The sequence below is a fragment of the Jiella soli genome (genome assembly GCF_020615385.1).
Taxonomy (GTDB): Bacteria; Pseudomonadota; Alphaproteobacteria; order Rhizobiales; family Rhizobiaceae; genus VKMB-3413.
This window is the reverse complement of record NZ_JAJAVB010000025.1, coordinates 285,718-310,485: the sequence shown is the minus strand read 5'-3', so window position 1 is coordinate 310,485 and position 24,768 is coordinate 285,718. Positions and strand designations below refer to the sequence as shown.

The 24,768-nt window shown below is 66.6% G+C and carries 23 protein-coding genes; 11 read left to right on the top strand and 12 right to left on the bottom strand.

Annotated elements, in window-relative coordinates:
* Nucleotides 1–31: 31 nt before the first annotated feature.
* From LH400_RS15885 to LH400_RS15865, 5 genes are all read right to left on the bottom strand, one after another.
* Complete coding sequence (locus LH400_RS15885; RefSeq protein WP_229153756.1) at nt 32–2,131, bottom strand: 3-hydroxyacyl-CoA dehydrogenase NAD-binding domain-containing protein; 2,100 nt, start codon at nt 2,129–2,131, stop codon at nt 32–34.
* A 112-nt stretch (nt 2,132–2,243) separates the two neighbouring features.
* Nucleotides 2,244–3,527: an acetyl-CoA C-acetyltransferase gene (locus LH400_RS15880; protein ID WP_229153755.1), complete on the bottom strand. Its 1,284-nt coding sequence runs from the start codon at nt 3,525–3,527 to the stop codon at nt 2,244–2,246.
* A complete protein-coding gene (locus tag LH400_RS15875; RefSeq protein WP_229153754.1) occupies nt 3,527–5,809 on the bottom strand; it encodes an acyl-CoA dehydrogenase in 2,283 nt (760 codons plus the stop codon). The genes LH400_RS15880 and LH400_RS15875 overlap by 1 nt, the downstream gene beginning before the upstream one ends.
* Nucleotides 5,810–5,939: 130 nt before the next feature.
* Nucleotides 5,940–6,257, bottom strand: coding sequence for a metal-sensitive transcriptional regulator (locus LH400_RS15870; RefSeq protein WP_229153752.1), 318 nt, complete (start codon nt 6,255–6,257; stop codon nt 5,940–5,942).
* Nucleotides 6,258–6,373: 116 nt separating this feature from the next.
* Nucleotides 6,374–7,231 carry a manganese catalase family protein gene (locus LH400_RS15865; protein ID WP_229153750.1) on the bottom strand — a complete coding sequence of 286 codons (858 nt, stop codon included), beginning with the start codon at nt 7,229–7,231 and terminating at the stop codon, nt 6,374–6,376.
* Between the two features lie 357 nt (nt 7,232–7,588).
* On the opposite strand from LH400_RS15865, the gene LH400_RS15860 reads away from it, so the two are divergent.
* Together LH400_RS15860 and LH400_RS15855 are read left to right on the top strand one after the other, a co-directional pair.
* Nucleotides 7,589–7,825, top strand: coding sequence for a DUF1289 domain-containing protein (locus tag LH400_RS15860; protein ID WP_229153748.1), 237 nt, complete (start codon nt 7,589–7,591; stop codon nt 7,823–7,825).
* Nucleotides 7,815–8,522 (top strand): retropepsin-like aspartic protease family protein, encoded by a 708-nt coding sequence (locus LH400_RS15855; protein ID WP_229153746.1) that lies wholly within the window; start codon nt 7,815–7,817, stop codon nt 8,520–8,522. Before LH400_RS15860 ends, LH400_RS15855 begins: the two co-directional genes overlap by 11 nt.
* Before the next feature lie 24 nt (nt 8,523–8,546).
* Here LH400_RS15855 and LH400_RS15850 read toward each other — a convergent pair whose 3' ends face one another.
* Both LH400_RS15850 and dusA read right to left on the bottom strand, forming a co-directional pair.
* A complete protein-coding gene (locus LH400_RS15850) occupies nt 8,547–9,371 on the bottom strand; it encodes a sulfite exporter TauE/SafE family protein (protein WP_229154413.1) in 825 nt (274 codons plus the stop codon).
* 118 nt (nt 9,372–9,489) lie between these two features.
* Nucleotides 9,490–10,509, bottom strand: coding sequence for a tRNA dihydrouridine(20/20a) synthase DusA (gene dusA, locus LH400_RS15845; protein WP_229153743.1), 1,020 nt, complete (start codon nt 10,507–10,509; stop codon nt 9,490–9,492).
* 571 nt (nt 10,510–11,080) lie between these two features.
* Here dusA and LH400_RS15840 point away from each other — a divergent pair.
* Together LH400_RS15840 and LH400_RS15835 are read left to right on the top strand one after the other, a co-directional pair.
* Complete coding sequence (locus tag LH400_RS15840; protein WP_229153742.1) at nt 11,081–11,602, top strand: dTDP-4-dehydrorhamnose 3,5-epimerase family protein; 522 nt, start codon at nt 11,081–11,083, stop codon at nt 11,600–11,602.
* A 7-nt stretch (nt 11,603–11,609) separates the two neighbouring features.
* Nucleotides 11,610–12,416, top strand: coding sequence for an aldolase/citrate lyase family protein (locus LH400_RS15835; protein ID WP_229153741.1), 807 nt, complete (start codon nt 11,610–11,612; stop codon nt 12,414–12,416).
* Here the strand turns inward: LH400_RS15835 and LH400_RS15830 are convergent.
* Complete coding sequence (locus LH400_RS15830; RefSeq protein ID WP_229153740.1) at nt 12,396–13,295, bottom strand: glycosyltransferase family 2 protein; 900 nt, start codon at nt 13,293–13,295, stop codon at nt 12,396–12,398. The two genes, LH400_RS15835 and LH400_RS15830, sit on opposite strands and share 21 nt — an antisense overlap.
* A 488-nt stretch (nt 13,296–13,783) precedes the next feature.
* Here LH400_RS15830 and LH400_RS15825 point away from each other — a divergent pair, with 488 nt between their 5' ends.
* The 4 genes from LH400_RS15825 to LH400_RS15810 all read left to right on the top strand — a co-directional run bounded on the left by LH400_RS15825 (nt 13,784) and on the right by LH400_RS15810 (nt 16,975).
* Nucleotides 13,784–14,923, top strand: a complete 1,140-nt coding sequence (locus LH400_RS15825; protein WP_229153739.1) for an alpha-D-ribose 1-methylphosphonate 5-triphosphate diphosphatase — start codon at nt 13,784–13,786, stop codon at nt 14,921–14,923.
* Between the two features lie 19 nt (nt 14,924–14,942).
* The gene (gene phnN / locus LH400_RS15820; RefSeq protein ID WP_229153738.1) at nt 14,943–15,536 is read left to right on the top strand and encodes a phosphonate metabolism protein/1,5-bisphosphokinase (PRPP-forming) PhnN; all 594 of its coding nucleotides are present in this window, start codon (nt 14,943–14,945) and stop codon (nt 15,534–15,536) included.
* Nucleotides 15,537–15,698: 162 nt separating this feature from the next.
* Complete coding sequence (locus LH400_RS15815; RefSeq protein WP_229153737.1) at nt 15,699–16,172, top strand: low molecular weight protein-tyrosine-phosphatase; 474 nt, start codon at nt 15,699–15,701, stop codon at nt 16,170–16,172.
* On the top strand, nt 16,169–16,975 hold the full coding sequence (locus LH400_RS15810) for a fructosamine kinase family protein (RefSeq protein ID WP_229153736.1): 807 nt from the start codon (nt 16,169–16,171) through the stop codon (nt 16,973–16,975). The genes LH400_RS15815 and LH400_RS15810 overlap by 4 nt, the downstream gene beginning before the upstream one ends.
* Before the next feature lie 32 nt (nt 16,976–17,007).
* Here LH400_RS15810 and phnE (LH400_RS15805) read toward each other — a convergent pair whose 3' ends face one another.
* The 4 genes from phnE (LH400_RS15805) to phnC form a co-directional block, all read right to left on the bottom strand.
* The gene (phnE, locus tag LH400_RS15805; protein ID WP_229153735.1) at nt 17,008–18,672 is read right to left on the bottom strand and encodes a phosphonate ABC transporter, permease protein PhnE; all 1,665 of its coding nucleotides are present in this window, start codon (nt 18,670–18,672) and stop codon (nt 17,008–17,010) included.
* Nucleotides 18,673–18,683: 11 nt separating this feature from the next.
* Nucleotides 18,684–19,640: a phosphonate ABC transporter, permease protein PhnE gene (phnE, locus tag LH400_RS15800; RefSeq protein WP_229153734.1), complete on the bottom strand. Its 957-nt coding sequence runs from the start codon at nt 19,638–19,640 to the stop codon at nt 18,684–18,686.
* Nucleotides 19,641–19,704: 64 nt separating this feature from the next.
* Nucleotides 19,705–20,610: a phosphonate ABC transporter substrate-binding protein gene (gene phnD / locus LH400_RS15795; RefSeq protein WP_229153733.1), complete on the bottom strand. Its 906-nt coding sequence runs from the start codon at nt 20,608–20,610 to the stop codon at nt 19,705–19,707.
* Nucleotides 20,611–20,697: 87 nt separating this feature from the next.
* On the bottom strand, nt 20,698–21,534 hold the full coding sequence (gene phnC, locus LH400_RS15790) for a phosphonate ABC transporter ATP-binding protein (RefSeq protein WP_229153732.1): 837 nt from the start codon (nt 21,532–21,534) through the stop codon (nt 20,698–20,700).
* 246 nt (nt 21,535–21,780) lie between these two features.
* Here phnC and LH400_RS15785 point away from each other — a divergent pair, with 246 nt between their 5' ends.
* The 3 genes from LH400_RS15785 to LH400_RS15775 all read left to right on the top strand — a co-directional run bounded on the left by LH400_RS15785 (nt 21,781) and on the right by LH400_RS15775 (nt 24,419).
* Complete coding sequence (locus LH400_RS15785; protein ID WP_229153731.1) at nt 21,781–22,611, top strand: 3-oxoadipate:acetyl-CoA acetyltransferase; 831 nt, start codon at nt 21,781–21,783, stop codon at nt 22,609–22,611.
* Nucleotides 22,612–22,674: 63 nt separating this feature from the next.
* A complete protein-coding gene (locus tag LH400_RS15780) occupies nt 22,675–23,268 on the top strand; it encodes an ANTAR domain-containing response regulator (RefSeq protein ID WP_229154411.1) in 594 nt (197 codons plus the stop codon).
* The gene (locus LH400_RS15775) at nt 23,265–24,419 is read left to right on the top strand and encodes a CmpA/NrtA family ABC transporter substrate-binding protein (protein ID WP_229153729.1); all 1,155 of its coding nucleotides are present in this window, start codon (nt 23,265–23,267) and stop codon (nt 24,417–24,419) included. Before LH400_RS15780 ends, LH400_RS15775 begins: the two co-directional genes overlap by 4 nt.
* Nucleotides 24,420–24,768 lie beyond the last annotated feature (349 nt).

Sequence of the window (24,768 nt, the reverse complement as noted above, 5' to 3'; positions counted from 1 at the left end):
CGCGCGCCCGCGTCGATCAGATACCGGGGCATCACCCCTTGAGCCTCTCCCACCCGGCGTCTGCCGCAAAGCGCGGCCCGTGCTTGCCCTCCAGTTCCCGCATCCGGGCGACGATCGCGTCCACGCCGCGCGACCTCGCATAGTGGAGCGGGCCGCCGCGGAAGGGGGCGAAGCCGGTGCCGAAGATCATCGCGCCGTCGGCGATGTCCTCGCGCTCGACGACGCCTTCGCGGAGGCACGCGACGACGGCGTTCAGCATGGGCAGGATCAGCCGGTCGAGGAGGTCGGGGTCGGACCTGGAATCGTCGGGCAGCGCCTCGACCTTCTTCTTCTTCGGCTTTCCGTCCTCGTCCCACTCGTAGAGGCCGCGCCCGGTCTTGCGGCCGAGCCGGCCCTCCTCGACCATCGCCTTCAGCCAGCCGGGCGTCTCGGGATAGGCCGTGTCGAGGTCCCGGCGCAGCGAGGTCGCGACGTCGAGGGCGATGTCGAGCCCGACCTGGTCGGTGAGTTCGATCGGCCCCATCGGCATGCCGAAGTCCTCGGCCGTCCTGTCGATCCGCTCCTTCGGCACGCCCTCGTCGAGAATGACCAGCGCCTCGGCCATGTACGGCGTCAGCGCGCGGTTGACGAGGAAGCCCGGCGCGGAGGCGAGGGGCGCCGGCAGCTTCGACAGTTCGACCGCGAAGGCCGTCGCCCGCCGCGCGGTTTTCGGATCGATCCTGTCGTGATGGACGATCTCGACGAGCTGCATGCGCGAGACCGGATTGAAGAAGTGGAGCCCGACGAAGCGCGAGGGATCGGCGAGCCCCTCGGCGAGTTCGGCAAGCTTCAGGGCCGAGGTATTGGTGGCGAGAAGCGCGCCGTCCTTCAGCTGCGGCTCGATCTCGGCATAGATCTTCCGCTTCAGATCGGGTTTTTCCGGCGCCGCCTCGATGACGAGATCGGCATGGCGGATGCCGAAGCCGCGCGGGTCGGGGGTGAGCCGGTCGAGCGCGTCGCGGACCTTGATCTTGTCCTTCAGCGTGCGCTCCAGCATCTTCGTCGCCGCGCGCATCGCCTTGCCGATGGGCTCGGCGGCGATGTCGCCGAGGGTGACGTGGAAGCCGCGGCCGGCGGCGAAGGCCGCTATTTCGCCGCCCATAGCCCCCGCGCCAACGACATGGACGTGGCGGATCGCTGAAGCGCCCTCCTTCAGCCCGCGCATCGCCTCGCGCAGGAAGAAGACGCGCACGAGGTTCTGCGCCGTCTCCGTCTCGATCAGCTCGGCGAAGCTCTTCACCTCCTCGTGCCGCATGGTCTCGGGGTCGCCGCCATGCGCCTCCCAGAGGTCGATCAGCCTGTAGGGCGCGGGATAATGCGCCTTCGCCGCCTTTTCGGCCGTCTTCCTGCGCATCTGGCCCGCCGCGAAGGCGCGCGCGGGCTTCAGCGAGAAGGCCTGCGCCTTGAAGCTGCCGCCGCGCGGGGGAAGGTCGCCATAGAGCGCCGCCTCGACCGCCGCGCCGACATGGCGCTCCTCGGCGACCGCGTCGACGAGGCCGATCGCCTTCGCCTTCCTCGCCGAGACGGACCGTCCGGTCAGCATCATGGTCATCGCCTCGATCGGATCGGCAATGGCGGTCGCACGATAGGTGCCGCCGAGCCCGGGATGAAGCCCAAGCATCACTTCGGGAAAGCCGAGGCTGGCATCGGCGACGGCGATCCGCCGGTCGCAGGCGAGCGCGATCTCGAGCCCGGCGCCGAGGCAGTGGCCGTGGACGACGGCGATGGTCTTCGCCTCGAGCGACGCCAGCCGGTCGAGCACATGGTGGGCCTCTTCGAGCATGCCGTGGATCTCGGCCGTCGAGGCGCCGACGAATTGCTGGATGTCGGCGCCGACCGCGAAGCCCGTGGGCTTGGCGGAGCGGATGACGAGGGCCGTCGGCTTCTGCTCGGCGATCGTGCCCAGATGCCGGTCGAGTTCCTCGATGACGCTGCGGTCGATCGTGTTGACCGAGCGGTCCGGACGGTCGAGCACCAGCCAGGCGACATAGTCCCGGTCGGTGGCGAGGCGCCAGTTTCCCTCCTGCGGCGCGGTGCGGGCCGGGCCCAGTTCGAGGGCGCGATCGGAAAGCGCGGTCAGCATTCTGCCCATGGGATCTCGGTCTCGTCTCTCGGCTGGAACAAAGGGGTGAAAGAACAGCCCCGGCGGGATCTCGTTTCGGCAGGCCGGCGTGCGGGCCTGCCTTGAACGCGGCGGCTCGGTGTCAGGCGGCTTCGAGCAGCATCGCCCCGCCCTGCCCGCCGCCGATGCATTCGGTGGCGATGCCGCGCTTCAGCCCGAGGCGGCGCATGGCGTTGGCGAGGTGGAGCGTGATGCGGTTGCCGCTGGTGCCGACCGGATGGCCGAGCGCGATCGCCCCGCCGTCGACATTCAGCCGCTCCCGGTCGATCGCCCCGCCGCGCCCGTCGAGGCCGAGCACACCGTCGGCGACATCCGGCTCGTCGAGGGCGGCAAGGCAGGCGAGGACCTGCGCTGCGAAGGCCTCGTTCAGCTCCCAAAGGTCGACGTCGGAGACCGCCATCTGCTGCCGCTTCAGGATCGGAGCCGTCGAGACCACGGGGCCGAGCCCCATGATCGCGGGATCGAGCGCGCCCCATTCGGAATCGACGATCTTGGCGAGCGGCGAGAGGCCGTGCTTTTCGACCGCTTCCTGCGACGCGAGGATCGTCCAGGATGCGCCGTCGGTGATCTGCGAGGCGTTGCCGGCGGTCACCTTGCCATAGGGCCGCTCGAAGACCGGCTTCAGCTTCGACAGGCTCTTGGCCGTCGAGCCCGGCCGAATGCCGTCGTCATGGTCGAAGACCTCGCCCCCGCGCGAGAAGGCCGGCAGCATCTCGTCCCTCAGCCAGCCTTCGCTGGTGGCGCGGCCGAGCCGCTCGTGGCTTTCCGCCGCATAGGCGTCGGCCTCGCGCCGGGAGATGGAAAAGAGATGGGCGAGAACCTCGGCGGTCTGGCCCATGTTGAGATCGGTGATCGGGTCGGTCAGGCCGCGCTCGAGACCGATCTCCGGCTTCAGGAATTCCGGCTTCAGCCCGGTGAAGGCCTTGAGCCGGTCGCTCGTCGTCTTGGCGCCGTTCAGCCGCGCGAACCAGTCGACCGCCCCGCGCCTCAGGACCAGCGGCGAGTGGCTGAGCGCCTCGGCGCCGCCGGCCAGCACGATCTCGGCCTTGCCGTTCTCGATCGTGCGGAAGGCGGTGTCGATCGACTGCATGCCGGAGCCGCAATTGATCTGCACGGTGAAGGCCGGGGTCTCGTCGGACAGACCGAGACGGAGCGCGGCGACACGCGCCGGGTTCATCTCGTCGGCGACGACGTTGACGCAGCCCAAAATCACGAGGTCGATCGCGTCCGGCGAAAAGGCCTGCCGCAGGAGCAGCGGCCGGCCGCACTGGACGGCGAGGTCGACCGGCGAGAAGGGCCCGGGCTTGCCGCGCGCCTTGATGAAGGGCGTGCGGGCCCCGTCGACGAGGTAGACGTCTCGCGCCATTATTCCGCGGCCTCCCTGGAGGGTGATGGTGCGCCGCTTCCCGAACGATCGGAGCCGCGATCGTGTTGCGCGGCGATCGGAGAGACATCGGCACCCGGGAAGGCATCGACCGCGACCACCTTGGCGACGGCCGCCCTGGCGGCCTGAAGCTGGTCGAACTCGGCGGCCGTGATCACGCCCTCGTCCCGCGCCGCTTCGGGATCGCGGATCCTGGCGTCCCGCATCTTCTTCTCGATCGGCGCGGCTTCCGCGACGAGCTCGAAGGCATGCTCCAAATCCTTGACCGGATGGTCGGCATGGCCTTCGCCGAGATAGAGATCGGGGGTCAGACGGTCGCGCTGCGAGGACGGGCGCATGACGATCGCCGCCACCTCCTGCAGCAACTCGTCCGAGGGCTCCTGATAGGGGACGCCGAGCGGGAAGGCGACGAAGCGGGCAAAGCCGGCTGCCCATCGCGCCGGCAGATTGTCGAGCACGCCGGTGAAGGCGATCGCCAGGCGGCAATAGCCCTTTTCCATGATGTACTCGATCAGCGGACGGTCTGCCTCCGGCCGTCCCTCCACCTCGAAGCGCTTCAGGACCGCGGCGAGGAGATAGAGTTCGGACAGGATGTCGCCGAGACGGGCCGACAGCATCTCCTTGCGCTTCAACGCGCCGCCGAGGGTCAGGAGCGAGAGATCGGCGACCAGCGCGAAGGCCGAGGCGTAGCGCGAGAGCTGACGCCAGTGGCCGGTGAAGGCCGCGTCCTTCGGCGCCGGGGCCGCGAGGCCGCCGGTCCAGCCCTGGACGAAGGCGCGGACCGTGTTCGTGACGGCGTGGCCGACATGCGCCCAGAAATGCCTGTCGAACTCGGCGAGCCCCTTCGCCTCGTCCTTTTCGGACAGGGCCATCATCTCCTTCAGCATGTAGGGATGGGCGCGGATCGCTCCCTGGCCGAAGATCATCAGGCTGCGGGTGAGGATGTTGGCGCCCTCGACGGTGATGCCGATCGGCACGGAGCGATAGGCCTGGCCGAGATAGTTCTTCGGCCCGTCGATGATCGCCTTGCCGCCATGGATGTCCATCGCCCGCTCGATGCATTCGCGCATCCGGTAGGTCGCGTGCGCCTTCATGATCGCGGAGATCACCGAGGGCTTGTGACCCTCGTCGAGGGCGGCCACCGTCAGCCGCCGCGCGGCGTCGATCAGATAGGCGTTGGCGGTAATCTCGGCGAGCGGCTGCTGGATGCCTTCGAAGAGGCCGATCGGCACGTTGAACTGCGTGCGGATCCTGGCATAGGCGCCGGTGACGCGCGCGCACATCGCCGCCGAGGCCGCCGACTGGGAGGGCAGCGAGATCGACCGACCGGCGGCGAGCGCCGTCATCAGCATGGTCCAACCCTGCCCGATCTGCTTCTCGCCGCCGAGGATCCAGTCGAGCGGGATGAAAACGTCCTTGCCGCTGAGCGGCCCGTTCTGGAAATAGGTCATCTGCGGGATGTGCCGGTCGCCATGGACGACGCCGGGTGTCGAGGTCGGCAGCAGGGCGACGGTGATGCCCAGATTCTCGCCGCGGCCGAGATGGTTCCCCGGATCGAAGAGCTTGAAGGCCAAGCCCATCACAGTCGCGATGGGCCCGAGCGTGATGTAGCGCTTGTGGAAGTTCAGCCGGATGCCGAGGACCTGGTTGCCCTCGTGCTCGCCATATTCGACGATGCCGGTATCGGTCATGGCGGCGGCGTCCGAGCCGGCATCGGCGGAGGTCAGGCCGAAGCACGGGATCTCCCGGCCGTCGGCGAGCCGGGGCAGCCAGTAGTCGCACTGGTCCCTGGTGCCGAAATGCAGCATCAGCTCGCCCGGTCCGAGCGAATTCGGCACCATGACCGTGACGCCGGCGACGACCGAGCAGGAGGAGACCTTGCGCACGACCTCAGAATGGGCCGTGTTGGAAAAGCCGAGGCCGCCATATTCCTTCGGGATGATCATGCCGAAGAATTTTTCGCGGCGCAGGAAGTCCCACACTTCGGGCGGCAGGTCGTGATCGACGGAAGCGATCTTCCAGTCGTCGATCATGGAGCAGAGCTCTCTGACCGGGCCGTCCATGAAGGCCTGCTCGTCCGGCGTCAGCCGCGCCGGCGGCATGGCGAGGAGCTTGTTCCAGTCGGGCGCGCCCGAGAACAGTTCGCCGTCCCACCAGACGGTGCCGGCGTTGATCGCCTCGGTCTCCGTCTCGGAGATCGGCGGCATGACCTTCTTCGCCCACCGGTAGATCGGCCGGGTCAGCTTGTCCTTTCGGAAAGACATGGGAATGCTCCGGTTGGCTGCCCTCTTGCGGGCTTATGTAGAGACCGCGCGGCGGTTTCCACCGACGCCTTCCGGAACAATGTCTCCCTCTTACGTAAACGTCAATGCGACAGGTGCCTGGCCGGCACTCTCAGCCGCTTGGGCGCATCGCCGGGCGCAGGACCCGCATGATATCCTCCACCGCGATCTTCTTGTGGTCATCCTCGACAGCAATTTCGATGCCGCAGCTGACATGCTGCGAGATGATCATCAGCGCGACCTCGCGCAGCGCCGCGGTCATCGCATTGATCTGCTGGACCTCGTCGAGGCAGTAGCGGTCTTCCGCGATCATGTTCTGGAGACCGCGGGCCTGTCCCTCGATCCGCTTCAGCCGCTGCAGGAGTGGCCGCTTCTCCTCCTCCGTTCGCCGCAGTTCGATGCGGTCGCCGATGATCTCTCCGCCAGGCACGTCAGGTCCGTCCTTTTCGAGGCCGGCGGTCCGGCAATGGCGGCCGGGATCGCGCCGGCTACAGCCGAAGCCGATGGGATTCAGGCCCCGCCGCCGGGGCGGGGCCTGAAGGATCCTTAGCCCATCTGCTCAGTCTGCGCACCGCTGTCCGGGCGCGCCGGCCCGAGATCGGGTTCCTGGCCGAGCGGCTTGTTCTGGAAGACGGTGAAGTTGCCCTTGCCGTCGAGCGAGGCGCCTTCCGTCCAGCGGCCGGCGGGCGGCGGCGTGCCGTCGGCGGCCGAGCCGAAGAAATCGTAATTGTGCTCCTGGTCCTCCTTCTCCTGCGGGAAGGAATTGGGGATCGGCAGCGTGCCCTTGTGCCCCCCGAGTTCCTCGATCACGGCCAGCCATTGCTGCTGGTGCATGGTGTCGCGCGCGATCATGAAGTGCAGCATGTCCTTCATGCCCTTGTCATGCGCGGCGTTGTAAAGGCGTACGGCGAGGACGCGGCCGGTGCTCTCGGCGGCGACATTGCAGTACATGTCGGCCGCAAGATTGCCGCTCGCATAGATGTGCGACATGTCGAAGGGAACGCCGTCGGAATTGGCCGGATAAGCCGCAAGGCCCGTCGACAGGACGTGCCTGTGCAGCATGCCTTCCATCACGTGCCGCGGATTCTCGCCGCCCATGACAGCGCCGACGACGGCGTCCGCAGCGCCCGCTTCCTGTAGCGAGGTCGGCGCCTTTTCGAGGTTCATGGCGACGGCGGTCGCCAGCATTTCCACATGGCCCATCTCCTCGGTGGCCGTATGGAGCAGCATGTCGCGATATTTCGGATTGGGGCCGCGGGCACCCCAGCCCTGGAAGAAATACTGCATGGCGACGCGGATCTCGCCTTCGATCCCGCCGATGGCCTGCTGCAGCATGCGCGCGAACTGCGGATCGGGATTTTCCACCTTCACCGGATATTGGAGGCGCTTGTCGAGATAGAACATGATCGGTCCCTTTGTTGTCAGGCGAGCGCCCGCACCACGCGTGCGCTCATACCCCCACGGGGTATCTGCCTCGGCGGGGACAATGCGGAGGAGGACACTCAAGTTCAGCCTCCTGCGATGAATTAAACATGTGCGGCTATAGGCAGTTAGCTAAGGACCGCCACAGGCCGGCGCACGACATCCGGGCCTTCAGCACGATGCCGGGCAGTCGCGGGAGCGGCTTCGATCGGGATGGATTTGGCGGCCCACGGCCGATGAAGCCTCGGCAAGGTTTGCAGGATATCCTTGTTACAAAGGGCGCCTGCCGCCATATCCCAAAGAGACGCTCACGATCAGAAATGGACGGCCAACTTCCCGATGGGAATCGCAACCCCCTGCAACAGTGTCTGCACGCTCGATCCGCAAAGCGGCTTCTGCCTTGGCTGCGGGCGCACGGGCGAGGAGATCGCCTGCTGGCTCGGCTTTTCAGCCGAGCGGCGCCTCCAGCTGATGCAGGAACTGCCGGATCGGCTGGCCGCACTGACCTCCCGCGAGGCGCCGGCTGCCAAAGCGGCTGAGCGTGCTAAGAATGGGGGACCCAGCGATGCGACGTGACACGATCCTCTGGGTCATTCTCGCCGTGCTCGGCCTCGCCTGCCTCGCCCTCGTCTTCAGTCAGGGCGAGACGATTGCGGGGCTCGACAAGGACCAGTTCGCGGGCCTCGCCTATTACGGCGCCTGGGGCACGGCGATGGCGGCGGGTGTCGTGATCCTCGCGCGAACGCAGCTGACGACGGCGATCAAGAGCGCGGTCGTGTGGGGCTTGGCCTTCCTGGTGCTGGTCGCTGCCTATGCCTATGCGCCGGAATTTCAGGCGCTGAAGGACCGCGTCTATGCCGTCCTCGTGCCCGGCAGCCTGGTGCCTGTCTCCGGCAGCGAGGGCCGGCAGTTCATGGCGGTCCGCACGGCCGACGGACATTTCCATCTCAACGGGACGATCGACGGCGCGCCTGCGCCGATGATGGTGGATACCGGCGCCTCGGTCGTCGCGATGGATGCCGAGACCGCGCAGTCGCTCGGGATCGACACCCGCTCCCTCAACTACACCCAGCAGGTGATGACGGCGAATGGCCTTGCCCGAGCCGCGCCCGTGCGCCTCGACACGGTGAAGATCGGCGACATCGTGCGCCATAACGTCCCGGCCGCCGTCACCGAAGGCAAGGGGCTGGGCGTCGTGCTGCTCGGCATGAGCTATCTCGACACGCTGACTTCCTACGACTTCCGCGGCGACCGGCTGATCCTGACCGATTGACGCCGGTGCCTTGCGCGCGGGCCGTCAGAACAGGCTGTAGGCGAAGCGCGCGGCGACGATCAGAAGAAAGCAGCCGAAGCCGAGTTCCAATTGGCGCCGTGTCAGTCTGTGGGCGAGCGCGGCGCCTGCGGGCACGACCAGGATCGAGGCCGGCGCGACGAGCAGCACCGCCAGGATGTTGACGAAGCCCAGGCTGAACGCCGGGAGGGCCGGATCGCCCCAGCCGCCGACGATGTAGGCGACGAGGCCCGGCACCGAGATCAGCGCGCCGACCCCGGCGCTCGTCGCCACCGCCTGGATCATCGGCCGGCCATAGAGCGTCATGAAGGTGTTGTTGAGGACGCCGCCGCCGATCCCCATCAGCGAGGACAACAGGCCGATCGTGAACCCGGCGATCGAGCGGCCGACGAGCCCCGGCAGGTCCGTCCCGAGCGTGAAGCCGACGCGCCCGATCAGGAGCTTCAGGCCGAGCAGGAAGGCGAGCGCCGCGAAGATGCCCCGCAGTTCCTCCGAAGAGGCGGCGGCCGCGACGATCGCACCCGCCACCGCGCCGAGCGGTACGGCGACCAGCCATTGCTTCAGAAGCGTCTTGTCGACGGCGTCCTTCTTCGCATGCGCCATCAGCGAGCGCACGGAGGTCGGCACGATGATCGCGATCGACGAGCCGACGGCGAGATGCATCGACACCGAATGCGCGACGCCGAGGCCCTCGAAGGTCTGGTAGAGCACCGGCACGAATATCGCCCCGCCGCCGATGCCGAACAGGCCGGCCAGGAAGCCGGCGGCGGCCGCGGCGACAAGCAACGTCGGAATGAGCGTCAGAAGATGGGCGTCGGCGAGGCTGGTCATCCCGGCCTCATAGGCCGGCTCGCCGACGAACGCCACGGGGAGCCGCTGTTGGCTGGTGTTCGGACCGTCCGAAAATCTGAGACGTCAGCGCTCTACGGCGCCAACCCCTCAAGCGCATTCAAGCCGCGTCGCGCGCGCTACCCGCCGCCGGCTCGAGCCGCACCGCGGCGAAGGCCTCTTCGATGAGCCGCGGCGAGGCGTCCGGGCGGCTGGCGCCCTCCGACAGGATCTGCCGCCAGCGCCGGGCGCCCGGCAGCCCGCTGAAGAGGCCGGTCATATGCCGCGTGACCTGGCCGAGCTTGCCGCCGCCAGCGACATGGCGCACGGCATAGCCCGTCATCGTTGCGATCACCGCGCCATAGTCCACCGGCCGTGCCGGCTCGCCATAGAACGCCGCATCCACCTCGCCAAGGATGTCCGGCGTCTGATACGCGGCGCGGCCGAGCATGACGCCGTCGAGTTCCCGCATCTCGGACCTTGCCGCCGCGACCGTCTTCAGCCCGCCATTCAGTCCGACGAAGACCTCCGGCAGCCGCGCCTTCAGCCGGCGCACGCGGTCGTAGTCGAGGGGCGGAATGTCGCGGTTTTCCTTCGGGCTGAGACCCTGGAGCCAGGCTTTTCGCGCATGGACCCAGATCGTCTCCACGCCGGCCTTCACCGCCGCATCGGCGAGCGCGTCGAGCGCCGCCTCCGGATCCTGATCGTCGACCCCGATGCGGCACTTCACCGTCACCTTCGCGGCGCTCGCCTCGACCATGGCCGCGAGGCAGTCGCCGACGAGCTCCGGCGTGCGCATCAGGCAGGCGCCGAACGTCCCGGACTGCACCCGGTCGGACGGGCAGCCGACATTGAGGTTGATCTCGTCATAGCCATAGCCGCCGGCGATAGCGCAGGCGCGGGCGAGCTTCTCTGGATCGGAGCCGCCGATCTGAAGCGCCACGGGATGCTCGGCCGCGTCGAACCCGAGCAGCCGGTCCGCGTCGCCATGGATGATCGCCTGGTCGACGATCATCTCGGTATAGAGCAGCGCCCGCCGCGTCAGCTGCCGGTGGAAGAACCGGCAATGCCGGTCCGTCCAGTCGATCATGGGCGCGACGGCGAAGATGCGGGACGCGGAGTAGCTTGATCTTTGCGTCATGTCAGAGACTTACGCCTGGTTCTGCATTGTTTCGTCTGTTCTTCCTTCAGGCCGCATCACGCTATTCTATTGCCTTGAGTGCCACAATGTTGCACTGGGAGTCCTGATGTTGCACCGATGCAGACAAGGACAGTGAGCACGATCGGATTTTGCAAGCCGCAGGATGGGTCGGTCGTCCATCTCGCACAGATCCGGCTGAAGCGTGAAGAGCCGTTTGCCCATGAGGAGGCAAATATCTTTGAACGGCGGCGGACGGCGGCCGCCTGGCTCGACAATCGGGAGAAGGCCAAGACGCCGGCGCCTGCGAGAGTGATCGCCTGCATGGCGACGAGGTTCTGACGGAGATCAGCCAGACGAAGGCGCAGATGGTCGCAGACCATCCGTCGCTGGGTAGGCACCGGCACACTTGGTGAAATGAGCGTCTTGCCTGCCAAGGCTCTGCTCCCACTGACATGCGACACAGAGGCTTCGGGTTGAACCGCCCACACCAAAGGCCGAGGACCTCGCTCCACGGCAGAATAGGATGGCCGGTCGCAGCGACTACCGGCAGTTTGAATAGATTTACACAGCGATGATTGTTGAGATGGGCATGATTGGAACTAGAGATACGCAAACCGTAAAGAGCGACGGCGCGCGCGCTCATACCCCGAATATTTCAGGCGTTCTCGTACGCGAGCTCGGAAACATCCTCACTCGCAGCGGCTCCATGGCCGAAGTATTCAGGATCGACTGGTCGGAAATCGGAATAGACGTCCGACAGGTCAATTGGGTGGAGATGAACCCGGACGCCGTTACCGACTGGCACGCTCATACCAAGCAAACTGACCATCTTGTTGGAATCGGCGGCAATATAAAGCTCGCGCTTTGGGACGCGAGACCCCGCTCTCCCACCCACGGCGCGACGGATATCATTCGGATCGGGGCCAAGCGCCCCGTCATGGTCGTTGTACCGCCTGGAGTCTGGCACGGATTGCGCAATGAAAGCGGGTGCCCGGCCAGCTATCTAAACATTACCGACGAAACCTATGTTCATGAAGAACCTGACAATTGGAGAGCCGAGCCCGGCTCTCCCATGATCCCGAAAGTGTTGTAGATCTTATATGGACCGATCCTACGGTGAAGCGTTCGTTCTGACATTCATCACGAATGACCGGTTCCAGGCGGCCGCAGCGGATGCAGCGGGTGTCGATCGAGTCGGGGTGGACTTAGAAACGCTCGGCAAATCCGTCAGGCAATCCGGCCTCGATACACGCCTTTCATACCATTCGATTTCCGATCTCCAACGCGTATCGCAAGTCCTCAGCCGTTCCGACGCATTTGTACGCATCAACCCCATCAATTCTCAAAGCGATCAGGAAATAGAGAGCGTTCTGGAGGCCGGGGCCAAGGTAATAATGCTTCCGTATTTCACAAGCCCGACCGAAGTGGCCCATTTCATCGATTTGGTTCGAGCGCGCGCGCGCACTATTCTTCTTGTGGAGACGAAACCCGCTTTAGAGCGCATCGATAAAATTCTAGATATCCCCGGTGTGGACGAGATCATGGCCGGGCTGAACGATCTACGCATACAGCTAAGACTTCGAAGCCACTTCGAAGTTCTGGTTTCCGAAGCGCTGTCTCGCCTCGCACGAGCGGTGAATGATGCCGGACTGCCGTTCTCGGTGGGCGGGCTGGCGCGTCCGGATGACGGAAATCTTCCCTATCCCCCGGACCTCGTTATTGCCCAGTATCCGCGCCTGGATGCATCTGGCGCCTGGCTCTCACGTTCATTTTTCAAGGACACTCCGGCCGACTGGAATATGGAAGAATCCATCGCCAAGCTGCGAAGACGACTGACGGTGTGGTCGCAAGCCGGGCCCGACTCCTGGATCGGAGCGCGGGACAGATTAGCCCGGCTGGTTGGGTGATACGGGCTGATACGAGCCGGATTCGATCCGTCGACGGACCTCATTGAACGTCAGCGGATCCGATGGCCCTCTGGCCCGACCGCCGTCGCAATCACGGTAGTAAGCCGCCAGCACGTTCAACGCGAGCGCAGGGCTGTGCGAGGTATATCGCAGGACCAGATCCCAGTCGCAGAGTTTCCTGACACTTCCGTCCCACCCTCCATACTTATCAAAAAGCTTTCGACGGTGAACGATCACGTTCGTATCAATGTAATTCAAAATTTCAAGATGTTTTCTATTGAATTTCTTCCAAAGTACGCAGGAATTCCGCAATCTATTCTCCTCAGTCACTAAGGCACCATAGATAATATCAACATCCTCGCGGGTCGCGAAGACGTCGACCGCACGATAAAGAAACTCTGGATACCAAAGATTGTCATCATCAAGATATGCCAGAAGCGGAGCGGAAGAATTGAGGATGCCGAAATTCCTGGCATTCGCCGATCCTGCATTCTGTTGCCGGACCATTTTGATCCGCTTGTCTTCCAGGAATGGGATGACGGCGGCCTCCGTATCTTCGCTTGCTCCGTCGCTCACAACAATGAGTTCCCATTCTTGGAACTGCTGTCTCTGAACGCTCGCAATGGCTTCACCAATGAACTTTGCACGATCAAAGGTAGGCATGATGACGGAAACGACTGGTCCGCCCGTCGCGACCGCCGCCACACTCGCTCCGGGAGGTCGAGCCGCAGACGTGCCGCTGAGAAGGGCTTCTATTCTGTGACACCTCTGCTCATGATGTACCGAAGCTGCCTGGAGTTCCTTCACCTGTTCCTTGAGGCGCGCGATCTCCTCTGACAGACCGCCACGCACCTGCGGATTTTCGTCGCTTTCGGCCAATTTCGTCCCCACTGCCTGGCTCAACGCAGCGACTATAGATGGCGATCGATCTCGCATGAAGCGCGCCTTTAGCCGTCCGGTTTACCTTCCGTCCGATTTCGGCATCTGAGATGATGCGAGCGCGATCGTCATCGGCCACAGTCCCTGCCGGACTCGTGCTCGAGCGTTGCGAACCGGGTCGTGTTGCCGGTGCCGGTGTAGCCAACGGCGAGACGCCCGCCCCCAATCAAGGACGCCGCGCGGAAGGAGTGCCGGGTCCGCGCCGATGCAGCGACGCGGTGTCGGCAGGATGCGTTCGCGCACGCCTCGCCCGGCCGTATGCAGCTGACGTCAAAGCGTCACTTGACGTTTCTCGCCCGGATCGACCACATGCCCCTCGCCGCCGCATCCAGCATCGGGGGACGCGATGGCCGCGAGCCGCCGCGCGCCACCTGCCCTGCCGAAACTGCGCCGCGGCCGAACGCGCGTTCCTTTCGAAAGACACCGCAATGCCCGCCGAGACGATCCTCACCAATGCCAAAATCGTCACCCCCGAGGAGATCGTCGACGGCCATCTCGTCCTGATCGGCGGCGAGATCGCCGAGATCGGCGAAGGCCGGTCGACGCGCGGCGAGGACATGGGCGGCGACTTCGTCATCCCCGGCCTCGTCGAGCTCCACACCGACCATATCGAGGGCCATTACCACCCGCGCCCGCGCGTCGTCTGGAACCGGATGGCCGCGATCCAGGCGCATGACGCCCAGATCGCCGCCTCGGGAATCACCACCGTCTTCGACGCCCTGCGCGTCGGCACCGACGAGAACCGGATCGCCAGTTCCGACGACATCGCGGCGATGGGACGGGCGATCGGCCAGGCGGTGGACGAGGACCGGGTGCGCGCCGACCATTTCATCCATCTCAGATGCGAGGTCTCGGCCGAGGACGTCGTCGAGGGCTTCGACAAGGTGAAGGACAATCCGCGGCTGAGGCTCGCCTCGCTGATGGACCACGCGCCCGGCCAGCGCCAGTTCCGCGATCTCGATGCCTATCGCGCCTTCTACCAGAAGAAGGACGGGCTGACCGACGCCGAGTTCGACGCCTTCTGCGAGCGCCGGATTGCCGAGTCGGAGAAATACGCGCCGGCGAGCCGGCGGGCGATCGCCGCGGCCTGCCGCGAGCGGGGCATCGCGCTCGCCTCGCATGACGACGCCAGCGCCGCGCATGTCGCCGAATCCGTCGAACTCGGCATCGCCGTCGCCGAATTTCCGACGACGGTCGAGGCAGCGGAAGCCTCGCGGGCGGCCGGGCTGCATATCCTGATGGGCGCGCCCAACATCGTGCGCGGCGGCTCGCATTCGGGCAATGTCTCGGCGCTGGAGCTGATGCGGCTCGGCGTCCTCGACATCCTGTCCTCCGACTATGTGCCCTTCTCCATGCTGCAGGCGGCCTTCCATCTCTACGACCTCGAAGAGGCTTCGCTGCCGGAAGCGATCCGGCATGTGACGAAGGCCCCGGCAGAGGCCGTCGGCCTGGCCGATCGCGGCGCGATCGAGCCCGGTCGCCGCGCCGATCTCGTGCGCATCCGCGCCCATCGCGGCGAGCCGCCGGTGGTGCGCTCGGTCTTTCGCGAGGGGCGGCGCGTTGCCTGATCGGATGGACCTGCACGCCGTGGCCCAGGACCCGGCACCGGGCCTCTTCTGCGCCGTCGTCGGCCCGAGCGGCGCCGGCAAGGACACGCTGATCGGGCTCGCCGCCGCGCGCCTGCCGGAGGCCTCCGGCGTCGTCGTCGCCCGGCGCGTGGTCACGCGCCCGGCGGTCGCCGAACTGGAAGACCACGAGGTGATGAGCCTTGCCGCCTTCGAGGCGGCGGAGGCGGGTGGCGCCTTCTGCCTCTCCTGGCGCGCGCATGGCCTCGCCTACGGCCTGCCGGCGAGCCTCGTCGGGCATGTCGCCTCCGGCGGCACGGTCATAGCCAACATCTCCCGCCGGGTGCTCGACGCGGCGGCGGCGCGGTTTCCGCGGCTCGCCGTCGTCGAAATCACCGCGCCACGGGAAGTCCTCGTCGAACGCGTATCGGGCCGTGGCCGCGAAAGCCGCGAGGAGGTCGCCGCCCGGCTCGACCGCGCCGTTCCGCTGAAGCTGCCGGACGGCGCCGAGCGCTTCGTGCGCATCGTCAATGACGGGCCGGCGGAAGCCGGCGCCGAGACGCTGGTCGGCATTCTCGGCCTCGGCATGCCCGACTACGCGATCTTCACGCAGTAGACGGACTCGCTGGGTCGGGACGGAGGTCCGCGCGACACCGCCAGCGGCGAAGGGCCGGCTTGCATGCTTCGGAGCCGGGACGGTTGACAGGTCCTATGTGCGCGACAGCTTCGCCCGAGAGCCGCCAGCGCGCACCGCCCCCTGTTCAAAGACGAGCCAGCCGTGACCTCCAAGCCCGCCGTCCTCTTCGTCTGCCTCGGCAATATCTGCCGCTCGCCCCTCGCCGAGGCCGCCTTTCGCGCCGAGGCGGCGCGTCTCGGGCTGGATGTCACGGCCGATTCGGCCGGAACCGGCGACTATCATGTCGGCCATCCGCCGGACCGCCGGGCGCAGGCGGTGGCCGCGCGGGCCGGGATCGACATCTCGCAATACCGCGCGAGGCAGGTGACGCAGGAAGACTTCACCCGCTTCACCCATGTCGTCGCGCTCGACAGCGACAATCTCAGGAACCTCCGGCGGATCCGTCCGGCCGATGCTTCGGCCGAGCTCTGCCTGCTTCTCGATTTCGTGCCCGGACGCGAAGGTCAGCCGGTCGCCGACCCCTATTACGGCGACGATGCCGGTTTCGACGTCACCTGGGCGGACGCGACGGAGGGCGCGGCGGGGCTCGCCCGGCATATCGCAGGCGAGACATGACCGGCCTTGCCGAACGGGGCGCCGCGCTGATGGGCGGCACGCTCGCCGAAGCCGGCGGCGCTTCCGGCGGCTCGCTCTCCGACCTCGTGACCATCACGCTCGCCGACGGCCGCCGGGCCGTGGTCAAGACCGGCCCCGCTCCGCGGATGGAAGCCGCGATGCTCCAGGCGATCCGGGCGGCCGGCGCCCCCGCGCCGAAGGTCTATGGCGTGGACGATGCGGCGCTGGCGATCGAACTTCTGCCGTCCGGCGGCAGTCTTTCCTCCGCTTCGGCCGATCTCGGCGCTGTGCTTCGACGGCTTCACGCGGCCACCGGGCCGCATTACGGCTGGGAGGCCGACTACGCCTTCGGCAAGGTCGTGATCGAGAATACCGCGGGAGGCGACTGGCCGCGCTTTTACGGCGAGCGCCGTCTCCTCACCCATCTGCCGCACGTGCCGGGCGCCGTCGCGCGTCGGCTGGAAGCGCTCGCGCATGGCCTCGACGAACGCCTGCCCGCAAGCCCGCCCGCCTCACTCCTCCACGGCGACCTGTGGAGCGGCAACGTCCTTGCATCGAAGGGGCGGATCTCCGGCCTCATCGACCCGGCCTGCTATCATGGCCATGGCGAGATCGACATCGCCATGCTCGGACTCTTCGGCAGCCCGGGCCCGGCCTTCTTCGAGGCCTATGGCGAGCTCGAGCCCGGCTGGCCGGAGCGCCGCGACCTCTACCAGCTCTGGCCCGCCCTGGTGCATCTGAGGCTCTTCGGCAGCGGCTATCGCGGCATGGTCGAACGCCTGCTGGATGCGGCGGGGGTTTAGAAGCGGCCGGGCAGCCCGCGCTTCCACCCGCCTCAGCGCCGGTCGCCCTTGATCAGCCGGCTGCGGATGACGTTGGAGATGCCGTCGAAGATGAGCACCACGATCAGGATGAGCAGCACCATATAGGCGACGTTTTCCCAATTGGCGTTGGTGCGCATCGCCTCCCAGAGCTTCAGGCCGATGCCGCCGGCGCCGACCGCGCCGATGATCGTCGCCGAGCGCGTATTCGATTCCCAGAAATAGAGCGACTGCGAGACGAAGACCGGCAGGACTTGCGGCAGGACGCCGAAGCGCTGGACGAGCACCGGCGCAGCGCCGACCGACTTCAGCCCCTCGCGCTGCTTGTCGTCGATATTCTCCAGCGCTTCCGAATAGAGCTTTCCGAGCGTGCCCGTGTCGGTGAAGAAGATCGCGCAGATGCCGGCGAGCGGGCCGGGTCCGAAGGCCCGGATGAAGAACAGCGCCCAGATCAGCATGTCGACGCAGCGCTGAAAGTCGAAGAAGCGCTTGGTGATCTGGTTGACCGGCTTGTTGTGGGTGATGTTGCGCGCCGCGACGAAGGCGAGCGGAAAGGCGACGAGCGAGGCGAACAGCGTGCCGGCGAAGGCCATCACGATGATCTGCATCAGCTTCAGCCAGACATCGCCATGCTGCCATTCGGCATTGTTGAGGATGTTGTCCCAGGCGAGCGACAGGTTCGACTGCGCGGGATCGAGGCGCGGGCCGGAGACGATCAGGTGGATCACGTCGGAGGCCGACTTGCCGAAGAAGGGCGAGCGGGTGTCGAAGACGAAGTTCTGCCAGCCCCAGAAGCGATGGCGCACCTTCACCTCGTCGTCGCGCACTTCGATCGATCCGCGAAAGCCGAAATCGCAGCGCAGCGTCCCCGTCTCGCCGACCTGGCTCGCCCAGGCGGGAAGCGGCCCGCCCCGCATGACGACGCTCTTGCCGGGCGTCATGTCGATGATCCGCGTCTCGCCCTCATAGGCGACCGTGACGATGCGCGGTGCGATGGTGATGTCGGCGCCGCCGATGGTCAGATGGGCGGCGGTCGTCACGGTCTCCACGGCCGGCGCGGCGGGCGTTGCCGCCGGCGGCGCGTCCTGTTTCGCTGGGCCGGTCTCAGTTGCCGGCGCCGTCGGAGCCATGAAGCTGTCGCCGCTGCTCTTCGTCGAGGTGGACGGCGCCGAGGTCGCCGGCGCCGCGGGCGCCATGAAGCTCCCCGCACTGCTCTGCGTCGATGTCGAAGGGGCCGAGGCCGCCGGAGCGGCCGGCGCCATGAAGCTGCCGGCGCTGCTCGAGGTCGAGGTGGCGGGCGCGCCGGCCGGCGACGTGCCCGCTGCGGTTTCGGCGGCGCGCCGGGCGATCGTGGTCTCGTCCTTCTTCAGCCAGTCCGGATCGGGATTGTCGCCGAGCGGCGAGAAGCGCGGATAGGTGACCTTCAGATAGTCGCCGTCGGTCTCGACCGTCGGCCGGACCTCATAGGAGACCCAGTCGGACAGGTAGATCCCGGCGATGTGCCAGCTCGCCCTGGAGAGCGCCGTGCCGACGCCGAACATCCACCAGGCGAAGCAGAGGTAGAGGATCGTCGCGCCGGCGATCGCCGGGAACCGCCAGCGCTGCCAGAACGACTGGTGGAACACCTCGGGATAGCGGCTGCGCAAATCGTCTGCGGCTGCGGCGGACATGGCGCTCATCTCGGTCTCCCTCAGCCGCCGAGCTGGAAGGCGGTGTTTCCGACGAGCCGGCGCCTGAGATGCGCCGAGAGCTGGTCGACCGCGACGATCGTCGCGAACAACAAAAGGATGATCGCGAGCGTCTTGGCCTCATGGCCGCGGCTGATCGCCAGGCGCAGGGGCTCGCCGATGCCGCCGCCGCCTACCGCGCCGATGATGACTGAGGCCCTCACGTTTATCTCCAGCCGCAGCAGCGTATAGGAGAGGAAATTCGGCAGGACCGCCGGCACGATGCCGTAGCGCACCCGCTCCACCCAGGAGCCGCCGACCGCCCTGAGGCCCTCGTCGGGCTTCATGTCGGCGTTTTCCACGACTTCATAGAAGAGCTTGCCGAGCGCGCCGATCGCATGGATCGACACCGCGATCATCGCCGGGATCGGCCCGATCGACAGGATCGCCAGGAAGAAGCCGGCGAGCACGATTTCCGGGAAGGCGCGCACGATCTCCATGAAGCGCTTGACCGGGATCCGCACGAAGAAGGGCGCCTTAAGATTGCGGGCTGCCGGAAAGCTCAGAATGAAGGCGAAGACGAAGCCGATGATCGTGGAGACCAGCGCGATGTTCAGCGTCTCCACCATCTTGTAGAAATATTCGGGAATGTAGAACCCGTCCGTGATGTAGAAGCGCCCGACCGGGTAGTTGTACTTCAGGCTGCCGGTATCGTAGGGCGACGGCAGGTCGAACAAAGCGCGCCAGACCTCGGTGGCGTCGCGCGGGATCATCTGGTCGATGAAGTCGAAGAAGTGCGGCAGCCGGTCGAAGAACTTGCCGGCATTGGTCTCGTTGGCGAACCAGAGCGATCCGGCGAGCGCCAGGAGAACGACGAGAAGACCGCCCCAGCTGTAGAGCCGGCGCTGGAACTGCAGCTCCCGGAAATGCCGATAGACGAGCTGTGTATCGTGACCGAGATCGGCCGCGGAAACGGGCATACGGGACACCTGAACCAAATTGGCGCGCCGCGGGGGCCGCGACGCGCCGACAGGGCGGGATCGATCAGCCGCCGATGACGGAGCGGCGAGCCTCGATGATGGTCTCGTAGAAGGCGGGCGTCACCTCGGTGAAGCCCTTGAATTCGCCGCCCTCGATCGCCGAGAAGCAGGCCGGATCGGATTCCGGCAGCTTCATCATCCAATCCTTGAACTTCTGCTTCATGTCCTTGTCGAGGTCGGAGCGCACGACGATCGGGCCGTTCGGGATCAGCGGGGATTCCCACAGCTGGACGAGGTCGTTCATGTCCAGTTCGCCCTTGTCGACCATCTTGCGCAGGTTCCCGGAGGTGTAGCCGTCCTCGAACTGGCCGACGCCCGAGGCCCAGGTCGTGCCGGCGTCGAAGGTGCCCTTGACGACTTCGAGGACGAGGTTCTCATGGCCGCCGCCGAAGCCGGTCGAAGCGAAGAACTCATCGATCGGCATGCCGATGTCCTTCGGCAGGGCGACGTTCGGGACGAGATAGCCCGAGGTCGAATCCGGATCGGCGAAGCCGAGCTTCTTGCCCTTCATGTCCTTGAGCTTGGTCATGCCGGAATCCTTCCGGGCGACCATGACCGAGCGATAGCCGGTGGAGCCGTCGGTCTGGACCGTGGTCAGGATCGGATCGACCGCGTCCTTGTTCTCCAGATAGACCTTGGCATAGCCCGAAGCGCCGAGCTCGGCCTCGTCCAGCGTGCCGCCGAGAAGGCCCTGCACGACGCCGTCATAGTCGGCGGCCGGGAACAGCTTGACCTCGTCCACGCCGAGCACCGGCTTCAGCTGGTCGACCATGCACTGGAAGTTGCGCAGCCGATCCGCCTGGTTCTCGCCGCCGAGTATCCCGATGCGGAATTCCGAAGCGGAGGCGGACGCCGTGCCGGCGGCCACAGTCGCGATCGCGACGGCGCCGAGAAGGACTTGCTTCAACATTTTCTCTCTCCTGTTGGATGCGTGGGTACCGGTTCTTGCCGCCGCGACGGCGTACGTCGGGGCAGCGAAGTACGAAAATCCGTCTCGTCAGCCGGCTTCGAGAACCGGCCGGAATCTCTGCGGCGCCTGCGCGGCCTCGGCCCGGGGACGGGAAATACTGGTGGAGGTGATATGCTCGCTGAGCGCTTTGTCGTCGGCGCCGTAGATCCGGCGGACGACGTCGCTGGTCAGGGCTTCCGGGGCGCCGTCGAACACCACCTCGCCCGCCGCCAGCCCGACGATGCGCTCGCAATAGGCGCGTGCGGTGTCGAGCGTGTGCAGATTGGTGATGACGGTGATGCCTTCCTTCTCGTTGATGTCGCGCAGCGCGTCCATCACGATCTCGGCGTTGAGCGGGTCGAGCGAGGCGATCGGCTCGTCGGCGAGGATGACCTTGGGCTCCTGCATCAGGGCCCGTGCGATGGCGACCCGCTGCTGCTGGCCGCCGGAAAGCGTCCCGGCCATCTGCAGGGCGGTCTGCGCGATGCCGAGCCGGTCGAGCGCCGCGAGCGCCTTCACGCGCTCCTCGTCCGAGAAGATGCCGAGGAGGTTGAGGACGGTGTTGCGGTGGTTCAGCCGGCCGAGCAGAACATTGGTGAGGACATCGATCCGCGGCACGAGGTTGAACTGCTGGAAGATCATCGCGCAGTCGCGCTGCCAGCGGCGGAGCTTGGCCCCGCGCAGCGCGGTCACGTCGGTCTCTCCGAAGCCGATCCGGCCGCCGCTGGGGTCGATCAGCCGGTTCAGCATCCGCAGGAGCGTCGATTTTCCCGCGCCGGAGCGGCCGATCACACCGACCATCTGTCCCGCCGGGATCGACAGCGTAACGCCGTTCACGGCGGTGAACGTGGCGAAACGTCGGGAGACGTTTTCCAGTTTCAGCATCGGTTCACCATGCTCGGCCAAGTTCGCTGCGCCGCCCGCTGTGGACCGGTGGTGGCCCGGGAGCGCCGCGTTCGGCAGTGGACTATTGGCCGTCGGTGAACCCTCGATGTCGGATCGGATTCGGTTCCATGACAATCGACGGAGGACCCACCACCGGGCCGGACGGATTTCGCTCCTCCGGGGCGCCGTCCGCGCCCGGTCACCGCTCGCTCTCGACTTCGGCGAAACCCCGGCCAGATAAGCCTCATGACGACGCCCGCGATCATCACCGTCGCCATCACCGGCTCGCTTCCGACCAAGGCGAACAATCCGGCGGTGCCGATAACCGTATCCGAACAGGTCGAATCGACGCAGGCCGCCTTCGAGGCGGGTGCCAGCCTCGTTCACTGCCATGTCCGCAACGACGACGAGACGCCGAGTTCCGATCCGGAGAAGTTCGCGCGGCTGATGGAAGGCATCCGCCGCCATTGCCCGGGCATGATCGTCCAGTTCTCGACCGGCGGTCGCTCCGGCGCGGGCGCGGCGCGCGGCGCCATGCTCTCCCTGAAGCCCGACATGGCCTCGCTCGCCACCGGCTCCTGCAATTTCCCGACGCGCGTCTATGACAACCCGCCAGACCTCGTCGAATGGCTGGCGGGCGAGATGCTGCGCCACGGGGTCAAGCCGGAGATCGAAGCCTTCGATCTCTCGATGATCTTCCAGGCTGCGGCGCTGAAGCAGCGCGGGCTGATCGCGGGCCCGCTGCACGTCCAGTTCGTCATGGGCGTGACAAACGCCATGCCGGTCGACCGGGAGAGCTTCGAATTCTTCGCCGCGACGCTGAAGCGACTCGAGCCGGACGCGACCTGGACCGGCGCCGGCATCGGCCGTCACCAGATCACCTTGAACGACTGGAGCCTGGAACTCGGCGGCCATCTGCGCACCGGGCTGGAAGACAATGTCCGGCTGGACAGGACGACGCTCGCCCCGTCCAACGCCGCACTGGTGGAGCGCGCCGCGGCGCTCTGCGAACGCCACGGCCGGCATCCGGCGAGCGTTTCGGAGGCGCGGGCGCTCCTGTTCCTGCCTCCTGTTTAGGCAGATCGCCCGCACTTTCAGCTGCAATTGTCAGGCGCGTCTTCGCAGGTGCAAACTGCGCTTATGGGTCCCTTCCTCTCGATTCTGGTCGTCGACGAAAACCGCGCGCGCGCCGCGATCATCGAGGACGGGCTGCGGGAAGCCGGCTACAGCCATGTCGAGGTGGTGACGGAGACGTTCGGCCTGGTGCGCAGGATCGAGACGCTGAAGCCGGACGTCATCGTCGTCGACCTGGAAAACCCCAATCGCGACCAGCTGGAGCACTTCTTCCAGGTCTCGCGCTCGGTCCAGCGGCCGATCGCCATGTTCGTCGACCGCTCCGATTCCGCCTCGATGGAGGCGGCCGTGGCCGCCGGCGTCTCGGCCTATATCGTCGACGGGCTGAAAAAGGAGCGGGTGAAGCCGATCCTCGACATGGCGATCATGCGGTTCAACGCCTTCAACCGGCTGACCCGCGAACTCCACGATGCGCGCAGCGAGCTCGCCGACCGCAAGATGATCGACCGGGCCAAGGGGATCCTGATGAAGGCCAAGGGCCTCGACGAGCCCGAGGCGTACCGGCTTCTGCGCAAGACCGCGATGAACGAGAACCGGCGGATTGCCGAGGTCGCGAAGTCACTCGTCAGCGCCCACAGCCTGCTCGGAGACGGGTCATGAGCCGCACAATCGAGATCCGCGCGGGCTTCCTGCCGCTGCTCGACAGCGCCGTCCTCGTCGCCGCGGCGCAGGAAGGGTTTGCCGAGGCGCGCGGCATCCATCTGAAGCTCTCGCGCGAAACCTCCTGGGCGACGATCCGCGACCGCATGGGCGTCGGCCATTTCGACGTGGCGCACATGCTGGCGCCGATGCCGATCGCCGCGAGCCTCGGGATCGGGCCGCTGGCCGTGCCGATGATCGCGCCGATGGTGCTCGCCCTCGGCGGCAACGCCGTCACCGTGTCGCAGGCCGTCGCGGCCACGATGGAGACCGTCCGCCCCCTCGGCTCCGGCCCGGCGGATGCCGGCGCGGCGCTCCGCACCGTGGTCGAGCGGCGCAAGGCGAAGGGCGAGCCGCCGCTGCGTTTTGCCGTCGTCCACCCGCATTCGAGCCACAACTACGATCTGCGCTATTGGCTGGCGGCCTCCGGCATCGCGCCGGAGCGCGACGTCGACATAACCGTGGTTCCGCCGCCCCTGGTGCCGGATGCGCTGGCCGGCGGCCAGATCGACGGCTTCTGCGTCGGCGAGCCTTGGAGCACCATCGCGGTCCGCCGCAGCGCGGGGGCGATCGTCACCACCAAGGCGGAGATCTGGCGGCGCAGCCCGGAAAAGGTGCTCGGCGTCGCAAGAGGCTTTGCCGAAGAGCGCCCCGACGCGCTGGAGCGGCTGATCCTGGCGCTCGCCGATGCCGCGGCCTGGTGCGACGACCCGGCCAACCATCTTGCGCTTGCCGCGCTCCTCGCCGCGCCCGAGAATCTCGGTCTCGCCGAGACGAATCTCCTGCCGGCGCTTGCCGGACGACTGGAGGTCTCGCCCGGACGGCATCTGGTGATCCCCGACTTCATCGTCTTTCACGCCAGCGGGGCCAACCGGCCCGACCCGCGCCAGGGACGCTGGCTCCTACGCCAGATGGTGCGGTGGGGGGACGCGCCGCTCTCGCCCGAAAGCCTTGCCGTCGCTGGCGACGTCTTCCGGCCGGATCTCTATCGACAGGCGCTCGGGGAAGGCCCGGAGGCGAATTCGGAGGCCTCCGGATCCTCCGATGTGGCAGATGGGCCAGACGTTCCGCCGGGGCTGTTCGACCGCGAGGCTGGCGTGGCGGACGCCTAGCCTCTGCGCAACTCCGCTGCCTGCAGGCGCAGCGGTCTGCTCATTATTTGCACAATTACTACGGAAGTCTAGAAAAGCTGCAAAAATTGCTCCGCTCGCATTGCAACATGAGCGCGGGCCGGCTATAAACCCAGTCGAACAACCTGCGCTTCGAAAGACCGTAGCGCCTGTTCGAAAACGGAAGCTGCTGAGGCTCCGTTTGACCCGACGTCCAACGATGGACGTCACCGGCAAGGCTGCCGACCCTTCGTCAAGAGCGCTTCCAGATGGCAGGCGCCGCGATTGGTCGAGCGGCCTTTTTTCATGTCCTTCGTCATCCACTCCGGACCCCCTCGGGGCTTCCGGCAAC

What these genes read in the sequence shown, in the direction of transcription:
- LH400_RS15860 (WP_229153748.1), top strand. Translation starts at nt 7,589, where the DNA reads ATGGGAATCGCAACCCCCTGCAACAGTGTCTGCACGCTCGATCCGCAA.
- LH400_RS15840 (WP_229153742.1), top strand. Translation starts at nt 11,081, where the DNA reads ATGATTGTTGAGATGGGCATGATTGGAACTAGAGATACGCAAACCGTA.
- LH400_RS15885 (WP_229153756.1), bottom strand. Translation starts at nt 2,131, where the DNA reads ATGGGCAGAATGCTGACCGCGCTTTCCGATCGCGCCCTCGAACTGGGC.
- LH400_RS15825 (WP_229153739.1), top strand. Translation starts at nt 13,784, where the DNA reads ATGCCCGCCGAGACGATCCTCACCAATGCCAAAATCGTCACCCCCGAG.
- phnD (WP_229153733.1), bottom strand. Translation starts at nt 20,610, where the DNA reads ATGTTGAAGCAAGTCCTTCTCGGCGCCGTCGCGATCGCGACTGTGGCC.
- LH400_RS15775 (WP_229153729.1), top strand. Translation starts at nt 23,265, where the DNA reads ATGAGCCGCACAATCGAGATCCGCGCGGGCTTCCTGCCGCTGCTCGAC.
- LH400_RS15880 (WP_229153755.1), bottom strand. Translation starts at nt 3,527, where the DNA reads ATGGCGCGAGACGTCTACCTCGTCGACGGGGCCCGCACGCCCTTCATC.
- LH400_RS15780 (WP_229154411.1), top strand. Translation starts at nt 22,675, where the DNA reads ATGGGTCCCTTCCTCTCGATTCTGGTCGTCGACGAAAACCGCGCGCGC.
- phnE (WP_229153734.1), bottom strand. Translation starts at nt 19,640, where the DNA reads ATGCCCGTTTCCGCGGCCGATCTCGGTCACGATACACAGCTCGTCTAT.
- LH400_RS15850 (WP_229154413.1), bottom strand. Translation starts at nt 9,371, where the DNA reads ATGACCAGCCTCGCCGACGCCCATCTTCTGACGCTCATTCCGACGTTG.
- LH400_RS15785 (WP_229153731.1), top strand. Translation starts at nt 21,781, where the DNA reads ATGACGACGCCCGCGATCATCACCGTCGCCATCACCGGCTCGCTTCCG.
- phnC (WP_229153732.1), bottom strand. Translation starts at nt 21,534, where the DNA reads ATGCTGAAACTGGAAAACGTCTCCCGACGTTTCGCCACGTTCACCGCC.
- LH400_RS15865 (WP_229153750.1), bottom strand. Translation starts at nt 7,231, where the DNA reads ATGTTCTATCTCGACAAGCGCCTCCAATATCCGGTGAAGGTGGAAAAT.
- LH400_RS15855 (WP_229153746.1), top strand. Translation starts at nt 7,815, where the DNA reads ATGCGACGTGACACGATCCTCTGGGTCATTCTCGCCGTGCTCGGCCTC.
- phnE (WP_229153735.1), bottom strand. Translation starts at nt 18,672, where the DNA reads ATGAGCGCCATGTCCGCCGCAGCCGCAGACGATTTGCGCAGCCGCTAT.
- LH400_RS15810 (WP_229153736.1), top strand. Translation starts at nt 16,169, where the DNA reads ATGACCGGCCTTGCCGAACGGGGCGCCGCGCTGATGGGCGGCACGCTC.
- LH400_RS15875 (WP_229153754.1), bottom strand. Translation starts at nt 5,809, where the DNA reads ATGTCTTTCCGAAAGGACAAGCTGACCCGGCCGATCTACCGGTGGGCG.
- LH400_RS15835 (WP_229153741.1), top strand. Translation starts at nt 11,610, where the DNA reads ATGGACCGATCCTACGGTGAAGCGTTCGTTCTGACATTCATCACGAAT.
- dusA (WP_229153743.1), bottom strand. Translation starts at nt 10,509, where the DNA reads ATGACGCAAAGATCAAGCTACTCCGCGTCCCGCATCTTCGCCGTCGCG.